This is a genomic window from Trichocoleus sp. FACHB-591, from assembly GCF_014695845.1.
Lineage (GTDB): Bacteria > Cyanobacteriota > Cyanobacteriia > FACHB-46 > FACHB-46 > Trichocoleus.
This window is the reverse complement of record NZ_JACJPA010000097.1, coordinates 23,205-38,880: the sequence shown is the minus strand read 5'-3', so window position 1 is coordinate 38,880 and position 15,676 is coordinate 23,205. Positions and strand designations below refer to the sequence as shown.

Here is a 15,676-nt window from a genome sequence, read left to right as displayed (position 1 = left end):
CTCAGGGGTGAGGGTGACCGTGTACTTTTCTGGCATGAGGAGGGGATTGTTGATTTTCAACCAGTTTCCCTGACTTCTCTCTACCTGTCAAAATCGGTGTGTCGAACTACTAGGTTGGAAATTCTACTTCTAGCAGTTAGTGTGCTCTTTCCGCCTCTTTTAAGCAGTGATGAAAGCGATCGCTTCATCATGAGATATAGCGTTCTCAGGTTTGGTGACACAACGCAGCTCGTTATAATTGGGGAATCTCCAATCAAATCTTGAACAGTGTCTCCCTTCTTTGAGTGTTGATGTCACATCAACTGGGTGATTCCCATTCTCAGCCAACCGAGCGCCCCCAACGACGCTACTATTTAGATTGGCTCAGAGTTTTTGCGGTACTGCTGCTGTTTCCCTTTCACGCCGCAGCCATTTTTTACAATGGTGAGCTGGGTGAGTTTTATCTCCAAAACGATCGCACCAGCTTAGTCATGGATGGCTTAGTTTTATTCATCCATCAATGGCACATGCCCCTGTTTTTTCTACTGTCAGGGGCAGCGACATACTTGGCTCTCTCGTGGCGATCGCCTCAGCAATATGTCTATGAGCGCATGCAACGACTGTTGATTCCCTTTGGATTCGGCATCCTCGTTCTGGTTCCCCCCTTAGTCTACTATCACTTATTAAGCAACCCGAGCTATCCCAATTCTTATCTCCAGTTCTATCCTCAGTTTTTCAATGGCATTCGGCCAAAGGGTAACTTCGAATGGGGACACTTGTGGTTTGTCATCTATCTCTTCACGTTTTCACTATTGGCATTACCCTTTCTGCTGTATTTGAGACGGAGGAGAGCGCATTGGCAGACCAAACTTGCGGCTTTCATCGAGAAACCAGGAGCCATTTTCTGGCTCGCTGTGCCTTTTGCAGTGATTGAAGCAGTGCTGCGACCACGATGGATGGGATTTCAGAATCTCTACGACGATTGGGCCAATTTCTGTCTGTACCTGCTCTATTTCATCTGTGGGTATTTGATGAGTGCTGATTGCCGATTTGCCCAAGCGATCGCTCGGCATCTGAGAGCAATCACAATTCTGGCAGCAGCTTTTATGCTCGTGTGGTTCGGGCTATGGCAAACCCAGAGTGTGCCAGAACGCGGCTATTCTCTGAGCTATATGTTGTACCAAGCCTTTCGAGGTGCCAACACCTGGCTCTGGGTCATGGCATGGCTCGCTTTAGGGCAGAAGTATCTAAATTTCAATCACCCCGTGCTGCGCTACGCGAGCGAAGCCGCTTACCCCTTTTACCTGCTGCATCCTCCGGTTCTGATTGCGATCGGCTTCTATATCGTGCAATGGAATGCAGGAGTCATGCCCAAGTTTTGGTTAATTTGTACTACCTCCTTGCTCGGGACAGGGGTGTTATACGAGGTATTGATTCGACGCTACAACGTGCCTCGATTGCTCTTTGGACTCAAGCTGCTCTCTCGTCCAGCAACCCAGCCCTCTGCCTCTAGTTCTCCAGACGCTTGAAAAGAGAGAGGCCTCTAGCCATCCTAAATACTTAAGAGAAAGCGAGAAACCAGGTCGTTGAACTTCTCTGCCTGTTCCAGGTGCGACCAGTGTCCACAAGCATCAAAAATATGCACCTGAGCGTAGGGCAATTGTTGGGCCGCGACCTGAGCATGAGCCACCGGGAGAATCGAATCCTGTTTTCCCCACACCACCAGCACCGGGAGGCTCATCGTATTGAGGCGATCGCGGATAGGGCGATACACTTCCGCTCTCACCCCAAACCAGTCAACGCTAGCGCGAATCTGAGCAAACAAGGTATCTTTTGCCCCTGGAAGGACCATGATTTCGTAGAACAAGTCGATCCATTCATCGGTGATTAGCGATGGATCAAACACAGCCTGTCTCAGAAATAAAGCTGTCCCACTGCGAGTCGGTTGGTAAAGTTTGTCGGCAAAGGGCAGATTGGCTAAGCGTAAGCTAAGGGAAATCTCTTGCCCCAACCCCAAGCTGTTGACCAACACCAAGCGTTCAACCTGCTGAGGATGAGTCAGGGCAAATTGGAGGGCAATACCACCGCCCATTGAGTTGCCGACGAAACTGGCGCGATCGATCCCCAGAACGTCCATGAGGGTTTTGACGAACGCGACGAGATTCGCTAGCGAGTAGGAGGTATCGGGTTTGCTCGATCGCCCAGAACCGACTAGGTCAATGGCGTAAACCCGATGCTGTTGTGCCAATGCCTCAAGATTGAGTGTCCAGGTTTCCACACTGCTACCAATGCCGTGTAGCAGAATGACAGTCGGCCCCTCCCGGCCCAAGCTCCAGTAGCGTGTCTTAACGTCACCCACCCAGACATACTCATCTTGTGGTGTTTGTTGCATGCTCGGCTCCAGTGGCAATTGCCCAATCTCTCAAGGATTGAGACTTTCTAAGTTAACTAAAGTTTAGTGACAAGAAGCGAGAGCGGAAATCCTCTTGCGGGTATAACGATAGCGTGGCGATCGCAGGAAATACTCAACGCTCCAATTGTTGATCATAAATGGGACAGCTCATGTTTTGCACCGCGTGAGCTGAATGTCCCTCCTTGCTGCAATCGTTGCAATAGAATTTAGCCTTCAGAGAGCAATCACTTTCAAAGGAGGTAGTGCTGTCCTAGGAAAGTTGAATCAGGGTGAGTATTGTGTGTGCCAGCTGCGTAGCAAGTGTCTATTCAAATGGCACCTGAAACTCATATGAGGTTGAATTTTGCCTTGCGTCCAGAGTGGCAATTGCTTATTACTTGTTGCACAGATGCCGCGAGGAAATGAGCTATGAGTTTGGATGTAGAGGAGTGATGGGATGTAGATTTAGGAGATGCGCGATAAAATCGGCGGTTAGTGCAGATCGTGGAAGACTTAGTAGCGCAGCTGCATGAAAGGGTGCCGCAAGTGAGTTGAGATGAAGCGGTGGTGCAAAGAGTGTATGAGTTTCGGGACAACGCGTGGGTGAGGAATCAGGCGATATTGATCTCACATCAGTAGCGAACCATCGAACCGATGACAGCTTATGAAACAGTGTTAGTGATTCAAGATACGAGCGAGGTGACTCATAGCGATCGCTAATCGATGCGGGATTAGGACCGCTTAGCAACGCGAGAGCACGAAGTTTGAAGGTGCATCTAGTCTGGGTGGCTCGTGAGATAGAAGTACCGCCAGGACTGCTCGGGTAGGAAGCCTGGGTACGGTCAGTAAAAGGGAGTGCCAAAGATGCAAGGTCGAGAGCGATCGTAGAAAACGAGAGTCAGCAGTGCTTGGCGGCATTAGAATTGAGCCGAAGGCTGGTACCGCTGGAGACTGAGTTGATCACGAATTACCTTGCAGTAGCTTGCAGGGCGATCGCTCCGTCACTAAAGCTCAGCAGCCTGAACTATTCAGGCACAACAGGTAGCAGTCTTGCTCTGGCTTTCGCCTCTGCTCTAAGAGTTGCAAGCTTGGATTGGAAAGGATGATGTTCATTATGGTCTAGATTCAGTGGAAACGAAACCGTTTTCAGCAATTCAGGCTCAACTTCCCAGGGCGCGCCATGCAGCATCCAAGTGACAAATGCATTACTGTCCAACCAATGATTAAGTTTCTGCTCCCCAGTGGCGCTAAAAGTCAATCGGGTGCCACTGTTGCCAACCCGCCGTAACTCGATTCCTAACTCCTCACCCAAGAGGCAACCTAACGAGAGCCTCAAGGTAGAACCGTAGGCATTACTGGTCAGGTGTTTCCTAATTCGTTCCTTCAGGGTCCGATTCCCCGCAGGCTTGCTGGGAGAAATACCAGCGTAAAGAAGTGTCAGCCCCTGGCAAGTCAAACAGTCATCGGTGGGGATAGCCGAGGGAACATTGCGAAAGTACCAGGCATAGATGCCAGCTGACTTTGGTACAGAACTTCCATGCTCTAACACTTCGGCACGTGACCATAGTTTGGCAGGTTGAATCAAAGCTGAGTAGCGATCGTGCATACAGAACAAATCAATGTGATTGAGATAGTTTTGAGCGGAAGGCTGCTGAACCAATCAGGGTTGAGATAAAGCATGGAACTTGAATCCATGCCTGAGTGCTAAGCAAGGCAGCCTAATCGTGATGAAAACCCTAGGCATTCGTCTTTTCTCATGGCTCTATCGGTTCTAAATTGATTTGTAACTGATGAATCACTTGTGCAGCCTCAGAGGGAGAGAGTCGAGTCAGGAGGTAAGCTAACAAATCTTCCTGACGAGTTTGGCCAAACACCATCCGATACACTGCAAGGGAACGGCGCAGGGCCTCTAAGCGCTCACAATCACGGCTCAAGGGTAAGTTGGGGACGTAGCGCTCAATCTTGGCACCGTTCTCTAGCGGGTAAATCCAGAAGGGAATTAAGTCTGAAGCTCCGGGTGGGCGATCGCGTTTTCCGGCGGCAAACAAGCTGTCCCAAGGGTCTTGATCAACACTCGCAATCTCACCTGCCCCATATTGCAGCGCCAGGTTTTTGCGAACCGCATGTCCCTTGTAACGGTGAATCCGCCCCTCCCGCTGCTCCAAATCAACCGGGTTGGAGGGTAAGTTCCAGTGGACAATCGCATGACAGTAGGGATGGAAGTCTAGCCCTTCTTGCCCGACGGATGTGGTGGCCAGCACAAACGGACGGAAGGGAGAGTTGAAAGCTTCCCGTACCTGCTCTGTCCGATTGAGCGTTTTCTCATCATCCGCTTGATCTTCTCCGAAGCGAAGGGCAAAGTGACCGCGCATTCTATAATCACCCAAAGTAATCTCACCGCGTTGGGTGTCTGCCAAGATTTCGTCCACGCCCATGACCGAGGTCCGCAGTGTGAGCACCTTGGAGATCGCTTGGGAAATTTCTCTAGCAACCTTGTTGGGTGGCTCATTCACCAACCCGAGCGACTCCCGCAAGATATGGACATACTCATCGAGCACCGATTGCAAGCAGCCTTCTAGGCAATATTCCAAGACACCGCGCCAATAAGGTTCGTGAGCGCTGATGCCTCGAATCAAAGCCGTTGCTTCGGGTGAGTTGAAGAGGGTACGGAAGGACCAAGCCGTTTGGGCTGCCCTGACTCTCACGTCAATGTTGGGAAGTTCGGTACTGCCCCCCAAAATCCGAGTTAAAGCCCGTAGGACCACGGTGCCGGGACCCGCGATCGCCAATTGAGCCAACACCAAGGTCAAATCCCGAGGGGGCTTGCCCAGCTTGAGAAAAGGCGCAGTTACAACGCCCTGTGCCATTTTGAGATGCTCAGCCCACAAGGAGTCCTCAGTCGTCTCGCCTTGCTCCGGTGCCTCACCCACCCACAGGGTGGCTAGATTAGGAGTCGCCCACCAACGCTGAGTCGCCTCGGGATGAAAGTGACGATCAAGCAGCAGCGGTGCGACCCAATACCAAGACTCATCCTCGCTGCCAGATTCCGGCACTTCCACCGGCAGTGCTTGCAGCAGCATGTCTATCTTTTGTTGAATCTGGGGCAACAACGCTGAGAGCGGCAGTGGTTCGTGGCGGTGAGCATGAACCGCAAAAGCCAGGGGATCGCCTGCTTGGGCCAATACCATGCTGGGGTAGAGCAGTCCCAGTACCGGCATCCCTGTGAGCTTATTGCCTTTGCCATCTGTCGTGCGAGCAAATCTCAGTAGCGGACGCCGTCGCTTGCGTGCTTCTATGGTGTTTTCGGGTGCGGCTTCAAATGAAGTAATCATCTGACGTTCTGCTTCATAGCTCACCAGGGTGGCGATCGCTTTGGGAACCATGCGCCAGGCAGAGAAGACGAGCCGTTTGGTAAATTGAGTTAAGGCGGGATTGGCAAAGACGCCACCGAGTTGGTAGTACGGTAGGGAAGGGGGAATCCAAAGCAATTGCCATGCCCCAACGCCCACTGTATCCGCCAACAGACCCCGCAGACGGGCATTGCCTGGATCTAGTTTGGTGTAGGTCTCAATTTCTTGCCGTGACAGCAGCAGGCTGGAACTAGGAGCAATTGCCTGGACAAGCGCGGCTTCATCCCGTCCGCCGTTGATCGCCTGGATAAACGATCGCTTCAACTCATAGTGGTCCATGAAGTTGAGCAGATAGGGTGCTGACTTCCAATACTCCAGCGTGTCGTGATGCCCCACAATTCGAGCGATCTTCTGTAAGCTCAGATACGCCTCGAGGTCTTGAGGTTCTAGTTTGGTGTTGGGGCAAGGCCGTTCCGTTAGCATCCCATCGCGGTCGGCAGAGGCGGCTAAGCGCTCTGTTCGCACCATGAGGCAACGTAATTGATATTCCAGCTTGGATTTCAGTTCCAAAAGTCGGTCGTAATTGCCTTGGCCCAGTCGCAGTAGCTCCTGACGATATTGGCCTAGCAGCGTCTCAAATGCAGCGGTTTGCCCTGAATTCAATTGCAGAAATTGAATGGTGCGTAGGAAGTCTTCATAGTGGTTCTCTGCGGCTGACTCCTGAGCCAGGGTATACATCTTATAAGGTGTGGCTGAGAGGAGCACCACTTTAGCGGGCGATTGGGTGTCGGAGAAGTTAAACAACTCATGCGCAATCTCATTAAAGTCGTTTGCAGGCTCCAGGAGATGTTTAAAGCGTTGAAACTCATCGAGGATGATCAAGTCAGGTTCTAGGGCTGAAATACACGCTTTGGCCAGGAGTAACCGGAGGTCTCCAATCAAATGGTTGCGTTCTGATTTCTCTGCAGTCGGAATACGACTTAAGTCCCGGACACGACCAAAGGCATCACACAAGGTTATAAAACGCTGATAGAGATCCAGCTTGCCTGCTTGGTGTTCAGCCACCATTTGCTGCTGCAATCGCTGGCGAAATCTTTCAGCCAACGTCGGGTCAATCTGCCGACTGCGGCGAAACCCCTGCAGATACTCCCGAAAGCGCTCCTTGCCCGCGCCGCCTTGAAAGATATTTTTGGGAGCGGCTTTGTCCTGAAAATCCCACACTGAATGCAAGAGCCAGTAGAGCATCGCCCGTTCTTCCATCGTCCCCAAACTCGACTTTAAATCGAAAGACGTCCCCGGGGTAAAGGAGACAAAGTTGATACGGTTTTGCTGTAGGTTGTGCAGTTGCAGGGGCAGCAGGGTAATCCGGGAGGCCAAACTAAAGTCTTCTGCCCCAGTAATATTGAGCCGTTGAATGTTTTGGCGAGCAATCTCGGCATTCGAGCAGATATAAACAATATCAATGCGCTGGACTTGATTCCACAGATGCGCGATCGCCTTGGCAATCAATCCTCGGGCAATTAACGTTTTGCCTAATCCCACCTCATCGGCCACGAGGAAGCGATTGCTGGCATCGGCATCGAGGTACAGGCGGCGAAATACATACTCAACCGTATGGCGTTGAAAATCCTTCAGGCCCGCGAGAATTGGAGCGGGATCAGGGCAAATCGCTTGATGACTCATGGCGTTAATCTTTGGCGGGCCGTGTAGATTGGGGACCAGATGGCTTCAAAGCCCTCGGGTAGGAGTTGTTCTTCCGCTGGTAGTTGCCGCAGATCCTCTACCAACCGAGCAATGTGATCGAGCTTGGCTGGGTTGCGATCGAGGGCCCGGACCATGGCTTCGAATAATGGAAAGAGCGAGAGGTGACTTTGACCAGAACTGTCAGTCCCCTTCTCGACCTGAGCTGTGCCGCCGCTGATCAGGTTGATCAATTCACGGGCATCCGCCTTCCCTTCCGCTAGCAGAAACAGCAAGAGCTTGAGAACTTGGTTCTTGTTTTCCAACAGCGATCGCAACAGTTGCTGACAGCGGTTATCGGGGACGCCTGCCAACGGAACATTGAGCAGAAAGGCACCAATTTTCTCACGGTCCTCGCGCGTCCAAATCTCAAACGCAAAGAAGGACGTCAAAGCCTGACAGGTGAGCGGTTGAAATTCAATCTGGGTTCTCGTTTTAGGCAACAGCGGCGTGGAGAGGTCAGCGCGCGTCATCGGATAGCAGCGCACCGTCACATCCGGGAGAAATTCCAATCGTTCGTTACCACCCCAGCGCAATTGTAAACAATAGCGATCGGGTTCTTCTGCAGGCAGGACTTGCGCGCTCAGCTGTAACTTCAGCAACTTGGACTCCGCCGCTTTGGCAAGCTGTTGCAGCGTCTCATCCATTCCCTGCGGTTCCGGTGGTGGAGTAAAGGGTTCAAGCAAGCTGCGGAAAGAAACCTCGTGTTCCTGAAAAGCAAGGAAAGTATCAATGCCAAACCGCTGTTTGCTACCGATCAGTTCTACCAGAAATTCCACGTTGCGCTCGAAGGCGGCATTGGTGGCATTCGCGGAACCGGTCCAGAGTCTACTCTTCTGTCCAGCCTCAGCAACATAGAGTTTGGCATGCAGGCCGACCAGTGGAGTTTGGGTCGGCAGATCGGAGCTAATCTCGGCTGTGTCAGGGTTCGCTGCCGGGCTGATCTGATAAAGCTGAGCAAAGGTACCCAAGGTGGTTGCTGGAATGAGATCGAGGGCTTCAGAGCGAGAGATGAGAACATTGCGCTTTCCTTGCTGCCCCAACTGCTGCAATCGCTTCTCACTGACAAAAGGAGCCATGACCAGCAAGCGATCGATGGGTCCGCTGATGGGGGATGGGGAACTTCCCTTTAGCCCCAATGAATGGAAGCGCAGTTGCTCAAATCCCGGAGGAAGCTCAAACTGAACATGGCGCAGTTCTGCCTGCATGCGATCTACCTCCGCCTGAACCCGTTGCGCAATGGGTGGATTATGCGCTAGTTGAGGCAGGGCAGCAACAAAGTCACTGAGGGCACGATTGGCTGCGATCTCCTTGCGATGTGTCGTCAGTTGCCCGTCCAAAACTAGGAGGGTGTCCCAGGCGCGATCGAAGGTGAGGTTTCGACTGAGACAGAGAAAACGATAGCGAATGGGTTGGTTATCAGCACTGAAGCGTAACACCCAGATTTTGGGGTGAAAAATTCCACCAGATCGAGGCGCATTGACCTCAATCACACAGTCTTCTAGGTAGCTGTACAGCAGACTATGGGTTTTGGGAATGGCAATTTTGCCCGTTTGACAAAAGATGCTAATGCGATCAGCGTACTGCTGCATCGTTGCCAATAAAGCTTGAGGGCTGCGTGTTAAATGTCCAGCCTCGTCAGCCCAATCAAAGGTTGTAAAGGCCAGCGGAGCGGTGAGCAGGGCTAGCAGTTCTAAAGTAAAGGTAGTGCCGATCGCGGCGTCTAGAGTGTAGCCTTCGGGAGGACGCAGGGACTCGAACAGATGGCGGCGATCGTTAGGCTGCAACATCTACGTTCTCCTGAGCCAAGCCTGCGAGAATATCCTTTAAGATGCGTTGGGTCGCTCCCCAGCGGTAATCGAGTTGGGCAATCCCTGAGTCACCCTGCCACAATTCCAAGGATCGAGGATTGCTGAGGCGGGCCTGTCCTCCTTTGAGGGCAGCTTCACGCTCTTGAATGCAACGGCGCGCTTCTGGGTGCGTGGCGATCGCGGGGGCAACCTGAGGCTCAAGCGCTAAGCTCAGCCAGCGCTGAATAAAGCGTTGCGTTGACAGCGATATCGGAGCCCCAATCACGCTCATCAGTTTCCAAAAATCCTTTCGATTCCACTGCTGCAGATCACTTTGGCGGGCAGCAAGTTGATCTGCCCAGTTCTGAAGGGCTTCGCGGTATTGTTCTGTTAAGTCTTTTGCCTGCTTTTGCTCTGCCAAGAGGAGGTTATAGAGGAGAGCCGCTCCCTGGATCGTTTCTGAGAAATTGCGAGCATGGTGTAATTGCCGTTGGATATGCACAGGAAACTGGTCTACACAAGGATGGCTCCAGGCAAAAGCATTCGAGGCACTCAGACGGCGAGCGACCAGAAGTGCCAGCAAGCTATCGGGACATTGGGTCACGATGCGCTCAGCTAAATATTCTGCTTCTGTTAAAGTGAGACCAAAGTTAGCATTTTGGGGAAATTGAGCTGGAGCGGGGGGTAGCCCTCGATGCCAGTTGTAGGCGATTCTACCCTCCACGGGTTCGCCGTCATCGTTACGCTGGATGGAACCAGCAAGGCAATAGAGTTCATTGAGAGAACGATGGTACTCCTCTTGAGAACCCGGAAAGTGGCGGATGCCCCAGGCTCCCAAGCCATACCAGTAGATATTGCTGGGGAGCCGCTTTAAGCCTGCTCTGGCTTGGATGCCAATCACTCCCTTAGTTTCACCGGATGCGGCGAGCGCGTTGATCAGCTCTACTTCTCGTTGTCGCAGCTTGGCGGCAACCTGGTTGGAGGGGGTTTTGGCTTTGACTAGATCCAAGTAGATCCAAGGGACAAATAGAAAGTAGCGAGCGCGGGTCTGAATCGTGCTGGTGCCGGGGAAGAACAAGTCAGCGAAGGCATCCCGTACAGCACCAATTCCCAGTTCATCTCGGGTGTTCTTTTCGCTGAACAAGCTGATGACATCGAGCATCTTACGCTTGTCTTGCTCAGAGTAGTCTAGCCAAGTGAAGGAGGAAGTCATGAAAATTAATTCCTCTAGTTATGCATTGTCAACGCTTAAGCTCAGGCTTTTGAGTGCTCTTAGAGACACAAGGAGCTCCAAGGTCTTGATGGTTAGAGTTCCCAGGAAACTAGATTTTTGAATATGCGTAAAAAAAGTCAAACAAGTATTTGATGTTTTCCCTGAGTTCTGGGGATTTATCGGTAGTCAAACACTTAAAGTTCCCAGAACCAACTGTCGTTCTTGGGTTAAGGCTAGGGGATGATGGGCACACTATAACTACTTGAGCTCCTCTGATTATTCCCATCAGGGGCATCCAGCTGCTTTCGGGCCGTGAAAACAGCAGATTAATGGGAGAACTGAGAGTGCTGAAAGCGTTACAAAACCTCACTTATACATCACGAGTTTTGCTCCTATGTCTTTTGAAGAAGCAACTTTGACCATTCTTCAAGCAGTTGGAGAGCCACTGCACTATCGAGAGATTGCGAAGCGGGCCGTGGAGCAAGGATTGATTCAGACAGATGGTAAGACACCAGAAGCGACCCTCAATGCCGTATTAGCTGTAGATATCAAGCAGAAAGGGGAAGGCAGCTCCTTCATTCGCGTAAAACCTGGTGTGTTTGGGTTGCGAGCTTGGGGCCTGAAGCAGGTTATTCCAACTCTAAAGCCTCCTTCTGCAACCCATGAAGATCAGCGAGTCCGCATCCCGCATTTTCCGGTCTACTCTGAAGTACGTTTAGTCCTACCAGTTTGGGATGGGCGACTCAGATCTCAAATTACAGGATTGCGTTCTACCATCACCGCCCTTTGGGGAAGCCCTCAATCCCCTGTCGATTGGACTGCTCCAGACGTTTGGATTCCTCAGCGCTTACAGGATGACGATCGCGAGTTAGCTGAGGCAATCTGGAAGAAAACGGGAGGAAAGGTCAATCCGCGTCATGTCTATGGACACTGGTTACTGGCTTGTAATTACGGGCTGTTAGAAGAGAATGCTAGTGGACAGATGTGCTTGACGGAGCGGGGGCAGGACTTTGTTACCCATGAGCAAGGAGATGCGGTCACTCTGATTGACGAGGGAGAAGGACTCCTCAAAATCCTCCTGATTGCTGCCGAGAAGGGAACTGGACGACGCGGAGATTTTGTATCGGAGTGGGCGGATTACCTTCAACGCTATTCTCGCTTTGGCACAGATACAACAATCAAAGACACTTTGAGACGACGACTGCAAAATTTGCTAGATCGGAGCCTACTTTCGAGAACCGGGACAACGTACAGCATTACTGATGCCGGTTTAGCCTATTTGAAGCAAACGGGCGGTTCCGAGGACACAGACAGCACCAACGAGTTACAACAAATTTTGACTCTTGTGAAGAATCAGAGTGTCAGTATTCGAGCCAGCATTCGAGAGCTTTTAGAAACAATGAACCCGATCGCGTTTGAATATTTGGTGAAACAGTTACTGGAGGCAATGAATTATCAAAATGTTGCGGTCACTGCGCCCTCGAATGACAAAGGAATTGACGTGAAGGCTGATATCGAAATGGGAATTACCTCTGTTCGTGAGGTTGTACAAGCAAAGCGGCACAAAGGCAATATTCAACGGCCAGTATTGGATGCTTTGCGCGGCTCCCTACATCGCTTTGATGCGGTGAGAGGAACTATTATTACAACGGGGGACTTCTCCAAAGGAACCACCGCAGCAGCAGTTGAGCGGGGTGCTGCACCCATCACCCTGATTAACGGAGAAAAGCTGATTGACCTGCTGATTGAACACAAAATCGGCGTACGCACTCGCTCAGTAGAAGTTTTAGAGTTAGACGCGGATGCGTTTGTTCAACGGGATGAAGAAGACACCCCGTGAAGCAAAGTAGGAATTCCTGGGGATGCCGGGGAGCGGGCTCAATAAAGAGTGATTCAAGCTAACCCCATCTCCTCGCGCTACAGCCGGTGCAATGTGCAAAATTTTTCTGTAATCAGAATCCGCTTAGTTCCGGCGTGCTCAAAGTTTACCGTAATGATCTCCTCGGAATTTACCTTTTGGATCTCTACCGCCATCACCACACCTGGCCCAAATTTCTCGTGTTGAACGCGCTCTTGCCGTCGGAGGTTTCCTAATAAATTGGATGCCAAAGAAGCTGGGCGATCGCGACTGGCTAAGGTTGCTGAAGGTTGGGCTCGGTTCCGAAAAGACTCTAGTCCGGGAAAATCTAGTGATGACGTGCCTGCGTCTGGAAGCGGGGCGATCGCCTGCCAAGGTTCCAGGTGCTCCTCCTCAAGCCCCAGGTGGTGGAGAATTTGCTGCTGCTGGGCGGCTCGTAGGCAGCGCTGAATCGTGTGGGCGATCGCTGCTTGGGTCTCGGGTGCCACAGTCCACCACTGCCGGAAGTAGCGATCGAACCCTAAACTCGCAACACCTTTGACAACCTTTGCCACATCACCCGCTTGCCAAGTTTGCGGATCGCTCTGGAGTTGCTGGTGGAGCTGCTCTGTTCTCTGAAGCGTTTCTACCACTCGAGCCTCCTGGAGAAATTGAGAGAGGGGTTGGGGCTTGAGCGTATACAGGTGCAGTTCCTTTTGAGCCCGAGTAATGGCCACGTAGAGGAGCCGACGCTCTTCTTCCAGTTCTTCATACGTTAAGTTCTCACCAAACGGCAAAGTCCCTTGGTTACAGTGCGGAATGATCACGACCGGCCACTCCAATCCCTTGGATTGATGAATGGTGGTTAAGCGAATACAGTGATGGGGAGTTTGCCTCGCTTGCGTCACTTGTGCCTGCAATCGCTCCAAGTGCTCTAAAAATGCCAATAAGGTTCCTTGCTGATTGGCATAGTGGATAATCGCTTCAACCCCAGCCACTTTCCCAGGTCCCGCTTCTTTGAAACCACCGCGCTGCTTTAAGTGTTCTCGGTAGTTGATGCAGGCATCGAGTTGTTCTAAGGCAGTTTTAGCGCAGGGGGCTTCAGGGGCGATCGCCAGCCACTTTGCCAGAGCACTCACGCTCCGGGCAGTTCGCTCTTGAAGAATGTCAGGCTCCAGAGATAACAGCACCTGAGTCAGCGAGGCTTGGTCTACGGCAACCCTCTCTTGAATCCATTCCTTGAGACTTGGATTGAGGTAGCGAATCGGAGGCGTTCGCTTGACTCGGTTCCAAGCTTCTTGCCATGTCTCTGTGATTCGCGGTTCCGTGAACCGGTTGACTTCTAGTTTGGCTAGTTGAGCAAAGGCCAAGAAATCTAGGATTTCAGGACGACGGTAGAACGGAACGAGGTCTGCCCCCCAGTAGGAAATATTTGCTTGGATCAAATGCTGTTCAATGTAAGGGGTTTGAGCATAAACTCGTACCAGAATCGCAATGTTGGTTGGTGCGATACCCTCAGCCAGTGACGCTTTGACTTGATTAACAACCCGCTGACCGAGCTGCTCTAAGTTAGTGGCCTGGTGCATTCGGGTACAGCCCCAAACCCCTGAGTCAGACTCAGCTGTTTTGGGTAACGGTTGCGGTTGTGGCGAATCACCGCATTCGCTAAGACGACTTGCGAGGCTTGACAGCGGAAGTTGTCTGTAATCTGGTAGTTGGTGGGGTGGTAGCGATCGAACGCTTGGAGCATGAATCGCACCTCGGCCCCTCTCCACTCATAAATTGTTTGGTCATCGTCCCCAATCACCATGTAGTTGCGGTGAGGTTTGCCCAATAGATCCAGAATGCCAAATTGGGCTCGATTCACATCCTGAAACTCGTCTACGATGATGCAGTCAAACTGGTCTTGGAGATCGCTCAGTAGGTCAGGATGCTGCACCAGCAACTGCCAGCCGCTCATGAGCATATCGTCGAAGCTAATCCAGCCTTGGCGATCGCGGATGTCCTCAAACAAGCCATAGAGGTCGAGATACCAGCTCAATTCTTCCTCAGAGGGAGGCTCTGCCGGTTGAGCAATCTGGCGATGAGGCCCTGCGGGTGCAAAGGTGACTCGACTCAGGTCAGCATAATGCAGTCTGCCTTTACAGTTGCTGACGTAAGCCAAAAAATCTTCTTGATCCAGATTCTCTAACTCATCTTTGAAAGACAAGTTTTGCTGGCGGGCTTCTCGCAGGGCCTGGTTGTAAAGAGATGCGTCAACTTTGTCAGGAGCTAGTGCAGATTGAGGTTTGGCTAAATATCCATAAGCCCAAGCCTTGCGAATGACCCCGTACCCCAAGCTATGCAGAGTTTGCGTTCTCACCTGACGGCAAGCTGGCCATTGACTCAAGGTGCTTTCCAGGCTGGTGACAGTGCCCCGGCTGAAGGAGGAGGCGAGGATACGGTTTGGCGCAAAAATTCCTTCTTGTACCAAGCGATCGATCCGATGCACCATTGCCGTTGTCTTTCCAGCCCCTGCGACTGCAAAGACTCTGGCCGGTCCCTCGTTATGACTGACAATCGCTTGCTGTTCCGGGGTTAATTTCACTGAGTCCAGGCTTGGGAATAGAACTATCGTAGTATGATGCCAGATTCCTCAGAAGACCTCCGAGAAGCTCTGTCATTTAAGACCCAGAAGAGATAGAAGCAGCAATTCAGTGCGGTCCCACTCCTCAAAAATCAGTGACCCTGCTGCCACTATTGCCATGCCAATCTATCGTTCTTGCCGATTGGATCATGAAAAGCAAACTTGGGCTCTGATGGGGCTTCCAGAACACGCTCCTTTGAAAAAATCTCATCTTTTTAGGTCGCGGCCCCATCCCTCCATCAGTGCTGCTGTGCCTCACCTACTAACCCTTCGAGTGGTTCAAGTATTTCTAGAATGACTGGTTTACTCGAGGCAGAACATCAGATCGAAAAATTTTCTTAATCTTCTCGGGGTCATGTTTGAATCAATCTTGAATTACTTGGGTGGACTCCAGGAATCGCGTTGAAGTTTAGCGACCAATTTCTCAGCAAATTTGGGCTCGACCAATCTTGGGTGGGTCGTTTAGCATTCGGACCAGTTCACCTTGGTGGTCACGGCTGGGATTCATCCAGCTCTTCTAAAATTGCCCAATCTCCGCCATTACACGTCCCTACCAGCAGAGAAAGGGGACTCGAATACTTTTTGAGAACGGAGTAGCGAGTGGCTGTAATCCGAACGCTATTGCCCTCGGGCACATAGGCCACATTAGAGTAGATGCTGTAGTCCCCTCTTGACCTGGCTAAGTAAGGGCATGGCAGCGCGGATTAGCTCTTTGTATTGGGTGGCGGGTAGTTCCAGGGTGCGCTGCT

9 protein-coding genes are annotated in these 15,676 nt (G+C 51.6%); 2 read left to right on the top strand and 7 right to left on the bottom strand.

Features of this window, described 5'->3' with window-relative positions; translation table 11 throughout:
* Positions 1-290 precede the first annotated feature (290 nt).
* On the top strand, positions 291-1,508 hold the full coding sequence (locus H6F90_RS19235) for an acyltransferase family protein (RefSeq protein WP_190553906.1): 1,218 nt from the start codon (positions 291-293) through the stop codon (positions 1,506-1,508).
* Positions 1,509-1,531: 23 nt separating this feature from the next.
* Here the strand turns inward: H6F90_RS19235 and H6F90_RS19230 are convergent, their stop codons facing one another.
* The 5 genes from H6F90_RS19230 to H6F90_RS19210 all read right to left on the bottom strand — a co-directional run bounded on the left by H6F90_RS19230 (position 1,532) and on the right by H6F90_RS19210 (position 10,464).
* Positions 1,532-2,371, bottom strand: a complete 840-nt coding sequence (locus H6F90_RS19230; RefSeq protein WP_190553905.1) for an alpha/beta fold hydrolase — start codon at positions 2,369-2,371, stop codon at positions 1,532-1,534.
* 1,024 nt (positions 2,372-3,395) lie between these two features.
* Entirely contained in the window at positions 3,396-4,031 is a 636-nt protein-coding gene (locus H6F90_RS19225; RefSeq protein ID WP_199296037.1) for a GIY-YIG nuclease family protein, read from the bottom strand.
* Positions 4,032-4,125: 94 nt separating this feature from the next.
* Positions 4,126-7,404, bottom strand: coding sequence for a helicase-related protein (locus tag H6F90_RS19220; RefSeq protein WP_190553904.1), 3,279 nt, complete (start codon positions 7,402-7,404; stop codon positions 4,126-4,128).
* Entirely contained in the window at positions 7,401-9,251 is a 1,851-nt protein-coding gene (locus tag H6F90_RS19215; RefSeq protein ID WP_190553903.1) for a phospholipase D family protein, read from the bottom strand. The genes H6F90_RS19220 and H6F90_RS19215 overlap by 4 nt, the downstream gene beginning before the upstream one ends.
* Positions 9,238-10,464, bottom strand: a complete 1,227-nt coding sequence (locus H6F90_RS19210) for a DUF6361 family protein (protein WP_190553902.1) — start codon at positions 10,462-10,464, stop codon at positions 9,238-9,240. The genes H6F90_RS19215 and H6F90_RS19210 overlap by 14 nt, the downstream gene beginning before the upstream one ends.
* Positions 10,465-10,858: 394 nt before the next feature.
* Here H6F90_RS19210 and H6F90_RS19205 point away from each other — a divergent pair, with 394 nt between their 5' ends.
* Complete coding sequence (locus H6F90_RS19205; protein ID WP_190553901.1) at positions 10,859-12,304, top strand: restriction endonuclease; 1,446 nt, start codon at positions 10,859-10,861, stop codon at positions 12,302-12,304.
* 77 nt (positions 12,305-12,381) lie between these two features.
* On the opposite strand, the gene H6F90_RS19200 is transcribed toward H6F90_RS19205, so the two are convergent.
* On the bottom strand, positions 12,382-13,887 hold the full coding sequence (locus tag H6F90_RS19200) for a 3'-5' exonuclease (RefSeq protein WP_190553900.1): 1,506 nt from the start codon (positions 13,885-13,887) through the stop codon (positions 12,382-12,384).
* Entirely contained in the window at positions 13,866-14,888 is a 1,023-nt protein-coding gene (locus H6F90_RS19195) for an ATP-dependent helicase (RefSeq protein WP_190553899.1), read from the bottom strand. Before H6F90_RS19195 ends, H6F90_RS19200 begins: the two co-directional genes overlap by 22 nt.
* Positions 14,889-15,676 lie beyond the last annotated feature (788 nt).

Coding starts and splice junctions, on each gene's coding strand:
- H6F90_RS19235 (WP_190553906.1), top strand. CDS start 291: ATGTCACATCAACTGGGTGATTCCCATTCTCAGCCAACCGAGCGCCCC.
- H6F90_RS19230 (WP_190553905.1), bottom strand. CDS start 2,371: ATGCAACAAACACCACAAGATGAGTATGTCTGGGTGGGTGACGTTAAG.
- H6F90_RS19220 (WP_190553904.1), bottom strand. CDS start 7,404: ATGAGTCATCAAGCGATTTGCCCTGATCCCGCTCCAATTCTCGCGGGC.
- H6F90_RS19215 (WP_190553903.1), bottom strand. CDS start 9,251: ATGTTGCAGCCTAACGATCGCCGCCATCTGTTCGAGTCCCTGCGTCCT.
- H6F90_RS19210 (WP_190553902.1), bottom strand. CDS start 10,464: ATGACTTCCTCCTTCACTTGGCTAGACTACTCTGAGCAAGACAAGCGT.
- H6F90_RS19205 (WP_190553901.1), top strand. CDS start 10,859: ATGTCTTTTGAAGAAGCAACTTTGACCATTCTTCAAGCAGTTGGAGAG.
- H6F90_RS19200 (WP_190553900.1), bottom strand. CDS start 13,887: ATGCACCAGGCCACTAACTTAGAGCAGCTCGGTCAGCGGGTTGTTAAT.